17 protein-coding genes are annotated in these 17,505 nt (G+C 41.6%); all 17 read left to right on the top strand.

Annotation, left to right across the window (positions count from 1 at the left end):
• The first annotated feature begins 182 nt into the window (after positions 1–182).
• Positions 183–1,118 carry a hypothetical protein gene (locus H9Q76_RS07510; protein WP_021984466.1) on the top strand — a complete coding sequence of 312 codons (936 nt, stop codon included), beginning with the start codon at positions 183–185 and terminating at the stop codon, positions 1,116–1,118.
• Positions 1,099–1,299 (top strand): GNAT family protein, encoded by a 201-nt coding sequence (locus tag H9Q76_RS07505; RefSeq protein ID WP_243022980.1) that lies wholly within the window; start codon positions 1,099–1,101, stop codon positions 1,297–1,299. Before H9Q76_RS07510 ends, H9Q76_RS07505 begins: the two co-directional genes overlap by 20 nt.
• Before the next feature lie 51 nt (positions 1,300–1,350).
• Positions 1,351–2,040, top strand: a complete 690-nt coding sequence (locus H9Q76_RS07500; protein ID WP_118373342.1) for a response regulator transcription factor — start codon at positions 1,351–1,353, stop codon at positions 2,038–2,040.
• The gene (locus H9Q76_RS14035) at positions 2,016–3,281 is read left to right on the top strand and encodes a sensor histidine kinase (protein ID WP_118373341.1); all 1,266 of its coding nucleotides are present in this window, start codon (positions 2,016–2,018) and stop codon (positions 3,279–3,281) included. Before H9Q76_RS07500 ends, H9Q76_RS14035 begins: the two co-directional genes overlap by 25 nt.
• A gap of 172 nt (positions 3,282–3,453) precedes the next feature.
• Complete coding sequence (locus H9Q76_RS07490) at positions 3,454–4,128, top strand: ABC transporter ATP-binding protein (protein ID WP_118371786.1); 675 nt, start codon at positions 3,454–3,456, stop codon at positions 4,126–4,128.
• The gene (locus H9Q76_RS07485; protein WP_249320885.1) at positions 4,125–6,569 is read left to right on the top strand and encodes an ABC transporter permease; all 2,445 of its coding nucleotides are present in this window, start codon (positions 4,125–4,127) and stop codon (positions 6,567–6,569) included. Before H9Q76_RS07490 ends, H9Q76_RS07485 begins: the two co-directional genes overlap by 4 nt.
• A 278-nt stretch (positions 6,570–6,847) precedes the next feature.
• Positions 6,848–7,375: a hypothetical protein gene (locus tag H9Q76_RS07480; RefSeq protein ID WP_249320884.1), complete on the top strand. Its 528-nt coding sequence runs from the start codon at positions 6,848–6,850 to the stop codon at positions 7,373–7,375.
• Positions 7,376–7,404: 29 nt separating this feature from the next.
• Complete coding sequence (locus tag H9Q76_RS07475) at positions 7,405–8,031, top strand: alpha/beta fold hydrolase (RefSeq protein ID WP_249320883.1); 627 nt, start codon at positions 7,405–7,407, stop codon at positions 8,029–8,031.
• Positions 8,032–8,191: 160 nt separating this feature from the next.
• A complete protein-coding gene (locus tag H9Q76_RS07470; RefSeq protein ID WP_249320882.1) occupies positions 8,192–8,707 on the top strand; it encodes a helix-turn-helix domain-containing protein in 516 nt (171 codons plus the stop codon).
• A gap of 505 nt (positions 8,708–9,212) precedes the next feature.
• The gene (topA, locus tag H9Q76_RS07465) at positions 9,213–11,267 is read left to right on the top strand and encodes a type I DNA topoisomerase (protein WP_117781256.1); all 2,055 of its coding nucleotides are present in this window, start codon (positions 9,213–9,215) and stop codon (positions 11,265–11,267) included.
• A gap of 118 nt (positions 11,268–11,385) precedes the next feature.
• Positions 11,386–11,784, top strand: a complete 399-nt coding sequence (gene flgB, locus H9Q76_RS07460; RefSeq protein WP_021985357.1) for a flagellar basal body rod protein FlgB — start codon at positions 11,386–11,388, stop codon at positions 11,782–11,784.
• Between the two features lie 57 nt (positions 11,785–11,841).
• Positions 11,842–12,282, top strand: coding sequence for a flagellar basal body rod protein FlgC (flgC, locus tag H9Q76_RS07455; RefSeq protein WP_021985358.1), 441 nt, complete (start codon positions 11,842–11,844; stop codon positions 12,280–12,282).
• A gap of 21 nt (positions 12,283–12,303) precedes the next feature.
• Positions 12,304–12,651 (top strand): flagellar hook-basal body complex protein FliE, encoded by a 348-nt coding sequence (fliE, locus tag H9Q76_RS07450; protein WP_021985359.1) that lies wholly within the window; start codon positions 12,304–12,306, stop codon positions 12,649–12,651.
• A gap of 26 nt (positions 12,652–12,677) precedes the next feature.
• On the top strand, positions 12,678–14,279 hold the full coding sequence (locus H9Q76_RS07445) for a flagellar M-ring protein FliF C-terminal domain-containing protein (protein ID WP_021985360.1): 1,602 nt from the start codon (positions 12,678–12,680) through the stop codon (positions 14,277–14,279).
• A 4-nt stretch (positions 14,280–14,283) separates the two neighbouring features.
• On the top strand, positions 14,284–15,303 hold the full coding sequence (gene fliG / locus H9Q76_RS07440; protein ID WP_021985361.1) for a flagellar motor switch protein FliG: 1,020 nt from the start codon (positions 14,284–14,286) through the stop codon (positions 15,301–15,303).
• On the top strand, positions 15,296–16,123 hold the full coding sequence (locus H9Q76_RS07435) for a FliH/SctL family protein (RefSeq protein WP_147352519.1): 828 nt from the start codon (positions 15,296–15,298) through the stop codon (positions 16,121–16,123). Before fliG ends, H9Q76_RS07435 begins: the two co-directional genes overlap by 8 nt.
• Before the next feature lie 63 nt (positions 16,124–16,186).
• Positions 16,187–17,497: a flagellar protein export ATPase FliI gene (fliI, locus tag H9Q76_RS07430; protein ID WP_021985363.1), complete on the top strand. Its 1,311-nt coding sequence runs from the start codon at positions 16,187–16,189 to the stop codon at positions 17,495–17,497.
• Positions 17,498–17,505 lie beyond the last annotated feature (8 nt).

Genomic DNA, 17,505 nt, shown 5'->3' with positions numbered 1-17,505 from the left:
CATAAATTAGTTCTTTTGTATCGCAGAAATATGACATAAGATATGGGTATGCAAAGCTGCCGATATAAGGTATAATAAATGAATTAAGTTTAACAATCGAAGTTTGAAGGAGCGACAATATATGAAGTATTTATAATTCCGTTTTGCCGGACTGAAAAATCAAGTGTAGGAGGATACATGACATGAAATATACGAATAAGCATATAAAAGAAGAATACAAATTAAATCAAATAGGGCGGACAATTGGAATGATCCTCTTAGTGATAGGAATATTATTGGTGGGATTTGGAATGATTCAGACAAAGAGAAAGATGGATTATGTCCGACCATTTGAACTGGTATTACAGGAAGAATCCAATCCTGCGAATCAGACAGCATATATTGATATTATCCGGGTACCGGAGAAGTTGGCGGAAAATAAATATGAAGGATATTACCTTGTAACAACCGCTGAGGAAAGCTATATTGTAGAGATGCAACCGGAACAGTTCGTAGATTTGAAGCAGAGAGTGGAAGAGAACGGTACGGCAAGAGTGGAAGGCATGACGAAAGTTGTGATTGATGAGAATGTAAAAACAATCGTAAGTGCGTATATCAATCACAAATTTATTGCTATACGTATGACGAAGCTTACCTATGGAAAAATACTCAAGGAAGGATATTTTGTGAATCTGGATATCGGCGGCATCTTAATATTGATTGGAATTTCGATGGTATTCATACAGGTGCGTGCGATAAAAAAATACAGACATCCATTGGCAGAGCAGATTGACGAAGAATGTAATCAGCCGGAAGCTCTCTGGTTTAATGATTTTAGAATATATTTGACAAAGAGCTTTCTTGTATCTGTATATGGTGGAAAGTTGACTGCGCTGGATCTGGCAAAGGTACAAATGATAAGACTGTTCGAAACAGGGAAGGGGAGTTTGAGTGTTATCACCTTGGAGGTGACGACAACAGAACAGGAGAAAATAACTGTCAGCGAGAATGAATGGTCATTTTTTACAATGAATGAAGAAGAGATTACTTATCTGACAGATGTATTCGGCAAAAGAAATATTGAATTTGTTTGTGAGATTCAACCGGATGAAGAAATCGATGAAGACGAAGAGTTTTGAAACGGAAAACATGCATAGGAAATATGCAAAGGATAAAAGGAATAAGTTGCTCTTGAACGTATACCAAAAGAACGCACGGGCAATATCCTTTTATAAGAGAGAAGGATTTGAGATTCAGCATAGTGGCTTAGATGAGGCTACCGGAGAAAAGGATTATGTAATGACATGGCAACACAAATAGACGAAGCTTACTGATGGAAATATATAGTTAATAAAGAGAGGTGCATATGCTATGCCAGGTATACTCGTGGTTGAAGATGATGAAAATTTAAATCGTGGAATTACATTTTCACTGAAAAAATCCGGATATGAGGTTTTTTCAGCAGAATCAGTGAAAAAAGCGAAAAGAATTGCAAGTGATAATCATGTGGATGTTACCATTTGTGATGTGAATCTTCCGGATGGGAATGGACTGGAATTGGTAAGGTGGATGAGATGCAATTATAATACATACATTATTTGCCTTACAGCACTAGATCAGGAGATGGATCAGGTTATGGGATATGAAGCAGGGGCAGATGATTATATTACAAAGCCGTTTAGTCTTTCGGTACTTCTTTTGAAAATAGAAGCACATTTCCGTCGCAGACAGGAGAAGACGGAAGCCGGGAAGATGATTTCGGGAGATATCGTATTTATCACAGGAGAAATGAAAGTCATGATAAAGAGTCGTGAAATCAGTCTGACAAAAACGGAGTTGAAAATGCTGACTTTTTTTCTTCAGAATCCGAAACAGATTCTTTCAAAAACACAAATATTGGAAAATGTGTTTGACCTGGAAGGGGATTTTGTGGATGAAAATACAATCGCTGTCAATATCAGAAGACTCCGTGAGAAAATTGAAGACAATCCGGCTGCACCGGTCTATATAAAGAATATCAGAGGTCTTGGGTATATATGGAATCAGGAGGTACGGCGGTGACAAAGAGATATCGCAAGAAGATCACAGTAGTGCTTTCCCTGGTATTGCCTGTCATAGCATTGTTTGCAATATTAAATTGCTTTACTACGTATGTGTTTTATGAAGACTATAAATATAAAATGAATCTTATGACAGACATTGCTGCAAAGGAAGAATTTTCCGGGCTGGATGCTGTTTCGGAATTGCTTAAGGATAAGGATATTGAAACTAACGAACAGGGAAGGCGATTATTGGAGCAATATGGATACTGGGGAAATAAAGGGAATGCATGTTATTCGCAATTCCGGCATCAGGTTATGGTGACCGGTGCTGTAAGCACTGTGATATGCATGCTTTTTTTGACTTTTTTACTTTATTGGAAGAAAAAAGAAGATGCGTGTCATCAGAAAATTTTAGACCAGTTGGAAGAAATTATGATCAGATTCCGTGAAAATAAATTTGATGATTTACTGAAAACGGAAAATCAGGCAGAACTGGAAAAATTGAATGACCAGCTTGAAGCAATCGGACATCATATTCAGTTGCTAAAGGAAGAAGCACGGGAGGAAAAAGAGAGCACGAAAGAAATGGTTTCTGATATCTCTCACCAGTTAAAGACACCGGTTGCAGCTTTGGATACATGTTTTAGTGTGTTGATGCAGAATGACTTAAGTGCCACAGAACAGGAGGAGTTTCGTATCCGTTGTCGGAGTGCTCTGGATGGAGTGGAGACATTATTGCAGTCGCTTCTTGAAATATCCAAGATGGAAACTGGACTGATTCAGATGAATAAGAAAAATCTTCCGCTTATGGATACTGTCATATCTGCTGTGAACCGTACTTATCCAAAAGCGGATGAGAAAGAAATTGAATTCGTTTTTGACTATGCAAAAGAACTGGAAACATGCATGGTTATGCAGGATAAAAGATGGCTTGGTGAAGCTTTTATCAACGTTCTGGATAATGCGGTCAAGTACAGTCCGGGTGGTTCAAAAATATTTATCCGGTTACAAAAAAGAAACGATCTTGTAAGAATGGAAATTGAGGATCAGGGAATTGGTATTCCGCAGAATGAGTATCACAAAATTTTTCAACGATTTTACAGAGGAAGTTCCAGGGAGGTCAGGGAAGAGAATGGCACAGGAATCGGACTTTTTCTATCGAGAGAAATTATCGAAAAACACGGAGGTACGATCATGGTAACCTCCGGCAAAAAGAAAAAAGGAAGTACGTTTGTGATCCAATTACCATATGTTGGTTAAATTTTAATTGGGCAGAAATCTTACAATTCTGTAAGACTTCTGCCCACTTTTTGAAAGTGAAATGAAAGATTATATTGCTACAATCAGCATGTAGGTTGAAAAATGATATATAAACAGGCAAAGAAAGTGTGCTGAAAAGGTACGCTTTACAGAATTGAAAAGGAGGCAACACATGAGTGTGATATTAGAAACCAAGCAGCTTTGTAAGTTTTATGGCGCAGGTGAGAATCAGGTCAAAGCGGTCAATCAGGTGGACATTCAGATTGAACAGGGAGAATTTGTCGCAATTGTTGGAAAGTCAGGTTCCGGTAAAAGTACATTACTTCATATGCTTGGAGGGCTAGACACCCCGACAAAAGGCAGTGTTACTTTAGCAGGGAAAGATTTATACAGGATGAAGGAAGATGCCCTTGCTGTTTTCCGCAGAAGAAAAATCGGATTTGTTTTTCAGGCATTTAATCTGGTTTCATCTATTAATGTCTGGGAAAATATTGTACTGCCACTGGGGCTGGATGGAAGAAAAGTGGATGAAGCGTATGTAAATGATATCATTGCAACTTTGGGAATTGAAAAGAGAATTTACAATCTGCCAAATCAGTTGTCCGGAGGACAGCAACAGAGAGTAGCAATTGCAAGAGCACTGGTGAATCGTCCGGAAATTATATTTGCAGATGAGCCGACAGGAAATCTTGATTCTAAGACCAGTGATGAGGTAATCGCCCTGCTTAAGATGACAGCAAAAAAATATGGACAGACAATTGTAATGATTACCCATGATGACGAAATTGCACAGGTCGCTGATCGTATTCTGGTAATTGAGGATGGACAGGTGGTGGATTTTAGATGAAGACAATAAGCAGGATTGCATATAGCAATGACAAAAAGAACAAGACAAGAAGTATACTGATTATGATGTCCATATGTCTGACTACGATGCTGCTTGTGATTATCAGTACTGTGGGAAATGGAATGATCCGTTTACAGAAAAGTCAGGCGGCAGGCTCATATGGAAGCAATTATGGTTTGTTTGTCGCAGCCGATGCCTCGCAGTTAAAGGAAGTAAGCCGCCGCGCAGAAATAGATGCAATAGGAATTATGTGTACAGAAGGCATAATTAAAGGCAACGAAAACGGTGGTTTTGTCTGCATGGATGAGACTGCAAGAAAAATGCTTCCCTATAATAGGGAATATGAGTTAAAGGAAGGAAAGTATCCGGTGGGAACGCAGGAAATTGCCGCAGGAAGAGCATTTTTTCGTGCAATGGGATATGATGATGTAAAGGTCGGAGATACGGTTACACTGGATTACCGTGCAGGGATGCGGTCAGAATATAAGCCGGAAGAATTTGTTGTCAGCGGAATCCTATATGACCGGGATGAGTATACCATCGAGGCATCTTATGTTGCTTTCGGGTCACAGGAGTTTTACGATGAGCATATCGCAGAGAATGACAGACAGTATAATATTTATTTTTCTTTAAATGATTCTGCAAATGTATCTATGAATAATATTGAACCGGTTATAAAACAGATTGCAGCATCTTGTGGGATCGAAGAAAAAAACGTTATAATCAATGATTTCTATCTGCAATGGGTCTTGCAGCCAAGTTATGAAACGATTGCGGTATGTGGAATGCTGATTCTTGCAATTGTACTTTTCTCTGTTGTGGTCATTTATAATATTTTTCAGGTCGGTATTGTCAACAAGATACAGGAGTATGGAAAAATCAAGGCTCTGGGAGCGACAAAAAAGCAGATGAAACAACTGATCTTCAGAGAGGGCATTTTTTTGACAATTTTTTCAATACCGGTTGGATTGCTTCTTGGCTTTCTGATTGCAAAATACGGTTTTAACTGGCTGGTAGAACAGGGGAACCTTGTATCAACCGGAACTGGTTCTATGGGTGTTCAAAACCAGCAGGTGCCACTGTTTTCCCTGCCTGTTATGCTTCTATGTATTTTCGTATCATTTCTTACCGTTGCTTTGGCGCTGCGTAAACCAATGAAAATTGTTTCACGGATTTCGCCTATCGAAGCAACACGGTATTTAGAAAATGCAGAAACACAAAGAAAAGGAAAACGAAATGGCAGAAAAAATGTTACCGTGTTTTCTATGGCAATGGCAAATGTAACGGGTAATCCCAAAAGAACCATTGGTACCATCCTTACGATGGGGCTTTCCTGCACATTGTTTGTGATTATCTCTAATTATGTGGGAAATATTGACACGGAGCATGAAGCACGTCTTTCCGTTAATCATGGACAATTTGAACTGCAGCTTGACTATTCTGCTGAGTATGATGAAAGATATCCTGAGAATAATCTGGATACGATTCTGACGGATGATCCATTGAATGATTCGCTGATTGAAGAAATCAAAAGCATTCCGGGAGTAACGGATGTCATGACGAGAGAGATTGTCTCTGTAAATCTGAACGGAACAAGATTTCCGGCTACTATTGTGAGTAAAAAGGATTTTGATTTTATGCGTCAAGAAGGGGATATTGGCTCTATGGACTATGAGCAGGCAGTAAAGAATGGTGATATTTTCTTTGGCTGGTCGACGTGGATGGAACAAGATGGATATGCTCCGGGTGAATCCATTGCATTTGACTTTGAAAATGGAAGTGGAACCTATACCTATCAGGGAAAGATTGCAGGATCCTTTGTAAGTGCGGACACTTATCTTGTCATTCCGGAAGGCGTATACCGTTCCATGAATCCGAGCGGAACAGCCTATGGCTATCTGTGGGTGGACTGTGATAAAAAAGATGTGGCATCTGTGGAACAAAATCTGAATACATTAATTTCTAATACTTCGCATATAAAAATGGATACTTATCATGCGCAGTTACAATCTGCAGAATTTGCAGCCCGCATGATGAAGCTTGGCTGTTATCTGTTTATGGCTATTGTAGGACTCATCGGGTTTATGAATATGGCGAATACCATGATCATGAATATTACGACAAAAAAGCAGGAATATGGTATATTACAGGCTGTTGGTATGACAAATAAACAATTAAATTTATGCCTGCAGTTACAGGGACTGATTTTTACGGTTGGCACCATATGTGTAGCACTTGTCGTTGGTCTGCCACTTGGCTATGCACTCTTTGCCTATGCAAAGCATAATGGAATATTTGGAATAAATATCTATCATGTTCCAATCGTACCAATTTTTATTATGATTTTTTTGGTTGGTCTGTTGCAGATTGTGCTTTCCTGCGTTTTAAGCAGTAATCTGAAAAAGGAAACGCTGGTTGAAAGAATAAGGTATCAGGGATAGTAAGTAACCAAGCTGTCACTCGGGCAATGAGTGACAGCTTGGTTTTTTTCTGCTTTTCAGCAGTCAATGCGTCGCATGTAGACAGCACTTGTATAAACATCAATCATCAGTTACAAAATCAGAAGCATTTCAATTAGTTCACCATGTCACTTTTATTTTGTGTTATACTGTTTTATATAATTTTTTTGGTCTCCGAAATTGACCGAGTTCTTTGAGTGAGATACACTTCTTGGATGAAGGGAAGGAAGAAGGAAAAAGTACTTTAGAGGTATTATGGAATGAGTAATAAATTGGTTAAGCACCAAGAAGCAAAAGAAATATTAACTGGAAATCAGAAGAAAATTTTGTTTTGGATTTGTTTCATTATTTTAAGTATAGCTTTCATTACAGTCTGGATAAATATACTTTTGACATCTAAAGCATTTAATACACAAATGGAAGAGATGGTACTGGGAGAAGATTACTATATGGAGGATATTGTGATTACAGGTAAAAGGGCTGAAGATGCTTCGGCTGATACGATATCTCAGAATTATTTCTTCTACTACAACAATGGAAAAGTGAATGATTATCACAAGCGAATGCAAGTACCGGGATTTGTATATTCGGAATATAATGTAGGAGATTCCATAGCTGCATATACCACAGACCATGTTAGTTATTCTTATTACAAGTATGGGATTCTTCCGGATACAGAGTATACAAACAATGAATTAATGAAAGGGGCTGGCGTATTGCTTGGAATTGGAATATTTTTATTGGCTTTGTTTGGGGTATTAAGTAAGAAAATGAATTACAAGAAGTAACCAACTTCCAGTTCGAAGGAGGATAATATATGAAGTATCTATATTTGCATGGACTAGGACAAAATCCAGACAGTTGGAATAGGACAATAAAAGAAACGAAAGTATCGGAAAGTAGTGTCAGTCTGAGTTTATCAGAGATGTTAGAAGGGAAATCTGCTACATATAAGGAGTTATATTCATCATTCTCAGGAGAATGCGACAAGGAGAACGAAGAAATTGTCTTATGTGGGCTTTCTCTGGGAGCTGTTTTGGCACTTAATTATGCGATAGACCACCCGGATAAAGTAAAGGCGCTCGTATTAATTGCAGCACAATATAAAATGCCAAAAGAATTATTGAAAGTTCAGAATATGTTGTTTCACCTTATGCCGAATTCGGCATTCAATAAAATGAGCTTCAAAAAAGCAGATGTTATCAGCCTATGCGGCACGATGGCTGAATTAGATTTCAGTGACTCGCTGCATAAGGTGTCTTGTCCTGTATTGATCGTTTGTGGAGAGAAGGACAAGGCAAACAAAAAAACTTCAAAAGAACTTTGCCATTATTTGAACAATTCTTACTTCCATGAACTTATGAAAACAGGTCATGAAGCAAATATAGAAGCTCCGGAAGAGTTGGCAATCGTGTTGCAGAGATTTTATGCTGGTATCAGATAATTGCTTATACTGACTGCAGAAATGATAATGGAATAAGAAACACAGTGTAAATATCACTGGACAGATTTGTCTGATAGCAAAAATACTGCATTTTCTCGTTTTATGTCGTGTTATATATTTGTTCATTAAGTTAGTCTGTTGATGAAAGGAGGGAATTTTCATGGACCTAAAAAAGATAGGAAGTTTTTTGAAAGAACTTCGGAAAGAGAAAGGAATTACACAAGAAGAACTTGCTGAAATGCTATATGTATCTGGAAGAACCGTATCACGTTGGGAAACAGGAACTAATATGCCGGATATTAGTTTATTAGTTGACATTGCGGAAATTTTTGATGTAAGTATTTCTGAAATCATCAATGGAGAGAGGAAAAACGAGATTATGAAAAAAGAAGTTAAAGAAACCGTATTAAAACTAACTGATTATTCAGAAGCGATGAATCAGAAAATAAAAGGAAGGTTATTGGTACTTACAATTATTGCGATAATAGGAATGATTGCGTTTTTGATTATTGAAATTACAGGACTGGATGCACCTGGAAGTGTCTATGAAAGAGTTGCAGGTGCAGGTCTTGGGTTAGATTGTGGTATGCTAATAGTCCTTGCATTGTATCTTTCTGGACTTTTAGGTAAAATTAAAGCTAAGCGAGGGATGAGAAGAATCTCTAATCAAAAATAATACAGCTTATTTTATAATTAAGTAATGAGAGTGGTAAATTTCTAAAGGAAAACGAGATATAGAAAACTACATAAGAATAATCAACAGGCAGGCGGTCTTATAGCGAGACTTCCTGCTTTTATATTGTATAAATATGATTTCTTTTGCTGTAGCAAATATTGATTAAAATATTGGTAATCATCAAAAATCCCACCAATAACAAGTAGAGGTATAGCAAGGAATTGGGTGAAAATGACAAATAAGAAAAAATTCCCCAATATTGGGAACTGTGAAAATCCTGTGGCAAGATAAAGCTGTTAATAAGAAAGAATTCTCGGAAGAATGTGCTAGAGAACGTGAAATAATGGGGCAGGAATGCATAAAGTGGATAGAAGAAGTGTGGTGAAAATAGAGTAGAAGATGGAACAAAAATAGGATAGAAAAGAATTTAACCTTGCACCTCCACCGAAAATAGTGTATAGTTTGCTTGTTTTTGAATACTAGAAAAGTATTGGAGGAATGGGAAATGGCAAAAAATCTGGTAATTGTCGAGTCACCGGCAAAGGCAAAGACAATTAAAAAATTCCTGGGTGCATCCTATGATGTTATCGCATCGAACGGACATGTACGGGATATGCCGAAAAGCCAGATGGGTATTGATATTGAACATGATTACGAACCGCATTACATCACAATTCGGGGGAAAGGTGAATTATTGGCGCAGCTTCGTAAGGCAGTCAAAAAAGCAGATAAGATCTATCTCGCGACTGACCCTGACCGTGAAGGAGAAGCAATCTCATATCATCTGATTGCAGCCCTGAAACTGGAAGGCAAAAATTATAAGAGAATCACTTTCAATGAGATTACGAAAAATGCAGTCAAATCTTCTATAAAAAATGCCAGGGAAATTGACATGGATCTGGTAGATGCACAACAGGCAAGACGTGTGCTTGACCGTTTGGTTGGATACTCGATCAGCCCGCTTTTGTGGGAGAAGATCAAGAGAGGCTTGAGCGCCGGCCGTGTGCAGTCAGCCGCTTTGAAGCTGATCTGTGACCGGGAAGATGAGATCAATGCATTTATTCCGGAAGAATACTGGAGCTTAGATGCGTATCTGTCAGCGAATCCGGCACTGAAGCCGGTTTGCTTTCATTATGCGAAGGATAAAGTCAAAAAAGAAGAACTTGATCAGGTAAAGAAAGAAATCGACGGAAAGCCATTTACGGTTTCGGAGATAAAGGTAAGCGAGAAGACGAAGAAACAGCCGCTTCCGTTTACAACAAGTACGTTGCAGCAGGAAGCTGGAAAGAAGCTGAATTTCGCAACAAATAAGACGATGCGTATCGCGCAGCAGTTGTATGAAGGCGTGGAAATCAAGGGCATGGGTTCTATCGGTCTGATCACATATCTGCGTACGGATTCAACACGAATCTCTGAGGAAGCTGATAAAAATGCAAAAGAATATATTGCACATCAGTTTGGCGAGAATTATGTCGGTGAGGCAAAGGATGTAAAGACCGGCAAGAAGATTCAGGATGCGCACGAGGCGATCCGTCCAACAAATGTGGAGTTATCTCCGGTGAAATTAAAGGAGCAGCTTCCACGTGACCAGTTCCGTTTATACCAGCTTATCTATAACCGCTTTTTAGCAAGCCGTATGGCACCGGCAGTTTATGAGAACAAGACAGTATATGCCACGGCAGAGGAACATAAGTTTAAGGCTTCTACATCGAAGGTTGTGTTCGATGGATTCATGTCTGTATATTCGTTAGATGAAGAGAAGGAAGAAAAGACAAGACTGACCGGACTGGAAAAAGGTACAACACTTACCTGTGCAGAGCTTGAGGAAAAGCAGCATTTCACACAGCCGCCGGCACATTATACAGAGGCGCTTCTTGTAAAGACGATGGAGGAGCTTGGAATCGGGCGTCCGTCTACGTATGCATCGACGATCACAACGATTTTAAACCGGCGTTATGTGATCCGGGAGAACAAGAATCTGTATGTGACAGAGCTTGGTGCGGCAGTCAATAAAATGATGTCGGATGCATTCCCGGCAATTGTGGATACCGAGTTTACAGCAAATATTGAGTCGCTTCTGGACAGCATTGAGGAAGGAAAATTAGAGTGGAAGGTTGTTATCCGGAATTTCTATCCGGATCTTGCAGAGTCTGTGGAGAAAGCAAAGGAATCGCTGGAATCGGTCAAGATTGCAGATGAGGTATCGGATGTGCCTTGCGATCAGTGTGGACGTATGATGGTAGTCAAATATGGTCCGCATGGAAAGTTCCTTGCGTGCCCGGGATTCCCGGAGTGTCGGAACACAAAGACATACTACGAGAAGATCGGTGTTGCATGCCCGAAATGCGGTAAGGATATTATTTTACGCAAGACGAAAAAGGGCAGACTTTACTATGGCTGTATTGGATATCCAGATTGTGATTTCATGTCCTGGTCGAAGCCGTCGGATAAGAAATGTCCGAAATGTGGCGGTTACATGGTAGAGAAAGGAAATAAACTTCTGTGTGCCTCTGAGACATGCGGTTACACCTGTGAGCGCGAAAAAAAGGAAAACGAGTAAATATTTAGTGGTCAGAAAAGATTTTTGTTGAAGCATACCACAAAATATGGTAGGATAGTTACTGTATGGGAATCTGTACAGTAACTATTTTTTTAGTTTGAAAATAAGGAGGAAGTCGATGATCACATCCGGTATTTATAACTATGTGAATATTTTGGACAAAGCGGCAGATGCTGCGAATCTGCGAAACGAGCTTCTGACGAACAATATTGCGAATGTAAGCACGCCGAATTACAAGCGGAAAGATTTGGATTTTGAGTCGGTTCTGCAGGGAGAACTTGCAGGGGAAAAGAATCTGAGCAAGGCAGTGAAAAAGGCAAATCAGAATCTTGAGACATTGGATGCACAGGTTTACACGGATAATGCATCACTTTCATATCGTCTGGATGGAAACAATGTCGATATCAATACTGAAGAGGCAAGACTGGCGGAAAACCAGATCAAGTATCAGGCTCTGGTTGATCTGATGAATCAGGAGTTTGCCAGATACAATACCGTACTTAGTTCCGGTAATTAATGTGGAAGTATTCTGATGGATATTTCCGTCGGATGACAGATTAGGGAGGTAACAGCGATGGGTGTATTTTCAGCGATGAATGTATCTGCAACCGGCATGACGGCGCAGCAGATGCGAATGGATGTAATTGCACAGAACATTGCGAATGCGAACACCACACGTACAGAGAATGGTGGTGCATACCGCAGAAAGACAGTGGTGTTTGAAGAACAGGATACAACATCCTTTGACCATATGTTAAACGGCTATATGTCAAACTATGAACCAAATGGTGTTAAAGTGACAAAGATCGTGGAAGATCCATCAGATCTGCGTCTTGTATATGAGCCGGACAATCCGGATGCAAATGCAGATGGATATGTGGAATATCCAAATGTGGACACAGTAACCGAAATGACGAATCTGATTGATTCAAGCCGTTCTTATGAAGCAAGCGCAACGGCATTTAATGCTGCGAAAAATATCGCGGCAAAAGGATTGGAATTATTTAATAGCTAATTGGTATCAGGAGATAGATAAATGGCAATTACACCAGTGAGTTTGTTCAGTGATGAATGGACAACCTTAAACAGTATTCAATCTGCAAATTCTGCAAGCTCTGCAGAACGTGCAGATAAAAAAGCGTCCAGCTCGCAGGGTACAGCGTTCGATACGTTTTTAAATGCGGCAGTGGATATGTATAAGGAAGCAGATTCTTTACAGAAATCAGCAGAGTCTGCGGAGATGAGCTATGCACTTGGGTATTCGGACAATATTCATGATGTGGCAGCTGCTGCACGGAAGGCAAGTATTTCCCTGCAGTATACAGTGAAGGTTACAAATGCGGTGGTATCCGCATACAAAGAATTGATGAACATGCAACTATAAATTTATGCATATAGAGTAGGTATCGTATGAGAGAATGGTTTAGTCAGCTACCATCGAAGATAGTTGAGTTTTGGAAAAAGTATACAAAGAGACAGAAGGCGTTATTCTTCTCGGTATTGGCGGCAGTTCTGGTTGCTGTGATCGCATTGGTTGCAATTTTAAACCGGACTTCATATGTGGTATTGTCCACCTTTGAGGATACGGCGACAGCTGCTCAGGCAGCGAATCTGCTGGAAGATAATTCGATTACATACAAGGTCAGTGACGATGCGTTAAAGATTGAGGTTGATGAGAACCAGGTGTCACAGGCACGTCTGCTCCTTGGCGAAAATGGCATTGGAACGAATAATGGACAGTCAGATTATGACAGTCTGTTTAACAATAGCTTCAATACGACAGATTCGGAGAAAAAGCTCAAGGCAAAGCTTTACAAGCAGTCTGAGATGGAACGGGATATTGCATCCATGCAGGGTGTGACGAAGGCTTCAGTTACAATCAATCTGCCGGAAAGCACAAACACGGTTTATGCGAGTGACCAGACTGCTTCAGTCAGCATTATGCTTACCATAAATGGTGACTACAATCAGGAAAGCACAAATGCAATCGTAGAGTATGCGAAAACCTGTGTTGGTAATTCGGATACAAAGGCAATTACAATCGTTGACAACAAGGGCGAATTGTTGTTCTCCGGTCAGAACTCTACCACGAGTGCATCCCCGGTTATCATGGTACAGCAGCAGGTGGAGGAGTATTACAACAGCAAGCTTTGGAACCTGATGGTAAATTCGGGCGTGTATGACGAGGTATCTGTATCGGCAAATCTGGATGTGAATATTTCCCAGCAGGAGATTGAAGATATCAAATATTACTCGAATGACGAGGATGATACCGGTCCGAAATCCTCCCATTATTACTATCTGGCGGAAAATACGGATGGTACCGGTGGCGTGGTTGGTACGGATGCAAATGGTGAGGAAATCACAGATTATAACCTGCTCGATAATGCAAATGCAGGCTCGACTTTGAGCGTTCTGCGTGAAGATTACGAGACGAGCAGTACGACAACCCGTACTGTGACGCCGGTTGGTGATGTCAATATGCAGAATTCCAGCATGGCATTGTATCTGACCCGGTATGAGAACTACTATGAAGATCAGATGAAGGAACAGGGATTGCTGGATGGTACGACGTTTGCGGAGTATCAGGCAGCAAATTCGACACCGACAGAGAATATTAACCCACAGGAAATGGTCGACATGCTTGCCAGTGCAACCGGTATGAAGGCGGCAAATATCTATGTGGTAGAGCGGATCGTTCCAGTCTTTTACCCGGCTGAGACGAAGTCCGTACCGGTACAGAGCATTTTGTCAATCGTACTGGCTGTGATTATTGGTGGATTGTTGTTATTTGTTGTATTCCGCAGCATGAAACCGCATGAGGTTGTCGAGACAGAACCGGAGCTTTCGGTAGAGGCTCTGCTTGCGACAACGAAGGAGAACCAGACTTTGGATGATATTGAGTTTAGTGATAAATCCGCTTCCAAGCAGCAGATTGAGAAATTTGTGGATGAAAACCCGGAAGCAGTGGTGGCATTGTTACGAAATTGGCTAAACGACGATTGGGAGTGATACTATGGCGACAACATTACATTCATCGGATATTACAGGCGTGCAGAAGGCTGCAATTTTGCTGATCGCGCTTGGACCGGAACGTTCCTCTAAGATTTTTCAGCATCTGAAGGATGATGAGATAGAGGCGTTGACATTGGAGATCGCCAATACAAAAAGTGTATCGGCAGAATTAAAGGATGAGGTGCTGGATGAATTCTATGAGGTTTGTCTGGCACAGCAATACATTGCAGAGGGTGGTATTGCTTATGCGAAGGAACTTCTGGACAAGGCACTTGGCGAGGATCGTGCAAGAGATGTCATCGGCAGACTGACCGCATCTTTGCAGGTACGTCCATTTGAGTTCGTACGAAAGGCAGATGCAAGCCAACTTTTAAACTTTATTCAGGACGAGCATCCGCAGACAATCGCGTTGATTCTTGCATATCTTCCGGCATCGCAGGCGGCAGCCGTGGTCAGCGCGCTGGCACCGGAGAAGCAGGCAGACGTTGCAAAGCGTATCGCAATGATGGATCGAACCAGCCCGGATGTAATCAAAGAAGTGGAAAAGATATTGGAGAAGAAACTGGCGTCTCTGGTCAATCAGGATTACACGATTGTCGGTGGTGTGGATTCCATCGTCAATATCCTGAATACGGTCGACCGGAGTACTGAGAAACATATTATGGAAAACCTCGAAATCGAGGAACCGGAATTGGCAGACGAGATCCGCAGAAAGATGTTTGTATTCGAGGATATTCTGCTGCTTGATAACCGTGCAATCCAGACTGTACTCCGTGAGGTGGAGAACAACGAGCTGGCAGTGGCTTTGAAGAATGCAAACGAAGACGTACAGAAGGTGATCTTCGATAACTTGTCATCCCGTCTGGCATCTATGATCAAAGAGGACATGGAGTTTATGGGTCCTGTCCGTCTGAAGGATGTCGAGGATGCACAGCAGAAGATCGTAAATATTATCCGAAAACTGGAGGATGCCGGCGAGATCGTAATTTCCCGTGGTGGAGGTGACGAGATTGTTGTCTAATATTTTTAAATCCGGGATACCAGGCGTGCGTACGGTGTCACAGGAACCGTTTGTGATCGATGTAAACAGCCGTGTGATCGAACCGCCCAAACCGCGTGTGATCCGTCCGAAGAATGATGTACCAGAAGGTTCAGCGGAAGCAGGAGATACTTTCGAGGCAGGCATTACAGAGATGGCTGCGACGATCAATCTGGAAGAGCATAAAGAGCTTTTGGATGACGCGATGGAGAAGGCAAAACTTTTACAGGATGATGCGCGTGAACGGGCACAGAAGATTTTGGAGGATGCCAAGGCGGATGCAGAGGCAATTCGCAAAGCTGCACAGGAAGAGGGTTTTGCAAAAGGGCTCGAAGATGGCAACATGGAAGCGATGCGCCGGGCGGATGAGTATCTGGAGAAGATCAGTCGGGAACGCGATCAGGCACTTGCGCAGGCGCGGGAAGAAATGATGGAGAACATCACAGATACTGAGGAACAGATCGTGGATGTTGCGTGCAAGCTGATCCAGAAGCTGACAGGTATACTGGTTGATGATTATAAGCCAGTGATGATCTACATGATCAATCAGGTGTTAAATGAGGATGAGGATTCCAGAAAGTTCGTCATCCGGGTATCAGAAGAGAATTATACATATATTGCAGATAATGCGGATCGATTGTCCGGAGCTGCGAATCCGGGAATAACCATAGAGATATTCAGCGATACAAAACTACAAAAGGGGCAATGTCAGATCGAGAGTGACACGGGTATCGTGGATCTGTCCATGGACGTGCAGGTGCGGAATTTGATTACCGCTATCAAATTATTATCTACGCAATAAAGGCATAATCGCAGATAGGAATATCTGCGATTCTCTATATATAGCCATAAATGGAGCAATGAAATGTTGAAGAAATTTGACCGAGCAAGATACGATGCACTGTTATATCGTGATTTCAGTGTGCATTACGGAAAAGTAAATAAAGTTGTCGGACTGACAGTAGAATCGGTAGGACCACCGGCAAAGCTGAATGACCTGTGCGAGATCATCTCGAAGGATGGTCTGACAAAGGTCATGGCAGAGGTCGTCGGTTTCCGCGAGAATAAGGTACTACTGATGCCGTATGATTCGGTCGATGGAATCGGACTGGGGGCAACGGTTCGGAATACAGAAGGTGTCCTGCAGGTTCCGGTTGGTGAGGAATTGCTTGGCAAGGTGTTGGATGGCATCGGACGACCGATGGACGGCAGTACGCTCACGACGACGGAGACGTATCCGATTGATGCGCCGCCACCGGATCCACTCAAACGAAAGTTGATTGATGAAGTGCTTCCACTTGGGGTAAAAGCGGTGGATGGACTTTTAACGATCGGAAAAGGACAGCGTATCGGCATCTTTGCTGGTAGTGGTGTTGGAAAAAGTACTTTGCTGGGTATGTTTGCCAGAAATACGAAAGCAGATATTAATGTGATCGCACTGATCGGAGAGCGAGGTCGTGAGGTCGGTGAGTTTATCGAGCGAGATCTGGGGGCGGAAGGTCTGAAGCGTTCTGTGCTTGTAATCGCAACCTCGGATAAACCGGCACTGATCCGTAATAAGGCGGCAAAAACAGCAACCGCAATTGCAGAATATTTCCGGGATCAGGGCAAGGATGTCCTGTTGATGATGGATTCCCTGACCCGTTTTTCGATGGCACAACGGGAGATTGGACTGGCATCTGGAGAGCCTCCGGTTACAAGAGGATATCCGCCATCAGTATATGCGGAGCTTCCAAAGGTATTAGAGCGTGCAGGCAATACGCATCAGGGCTCGATTACCGGACTTTATACGGTGCTTGTCGATGGCGATGATTTCAACGAGCCGATCACCGATACGGCGCGAGGTATCTTAGATGGACACATTGTGCTGTCGCGAAATCTGGCACATAAAAACCATTATCCGGCGATTGATATTATGGCGAGTATCTCGCGATGCATGAGTGCGATTGCATCGAAAGAACATAAGCAGGCGGCTGGCAGATTGAAAAATGTACTCGCAACCTACAACGACGCAGAGGATCTGATCAACATAGGTGCCTACAAATCCGGCTCCAACCCGGAGATTGACTATGCAATCACGAAGATCAATCAGGTCAATGCGTATCTGATGCAGGATGTGGACAGTAAGTTTTTGCTGGAGGATGAGCTGCAGCAGTTGTATGCGATTTTTGAATAAGACAGGAT

The sequence above is a fragment of the Wujia chipingensis genome (genome assembly GCF_014337155.1).
Classification (GTDB): Bacteria; Bacillota; Clostridia; order Lachnospirales; family Lachnospiraceae; genus Coprococcus_C; species Coprococcus_C hominis.
Note: the sequence above shows the minus strand (reverse complement) of the source record. Positions and strands in the feature narration are given on the sequence as shown.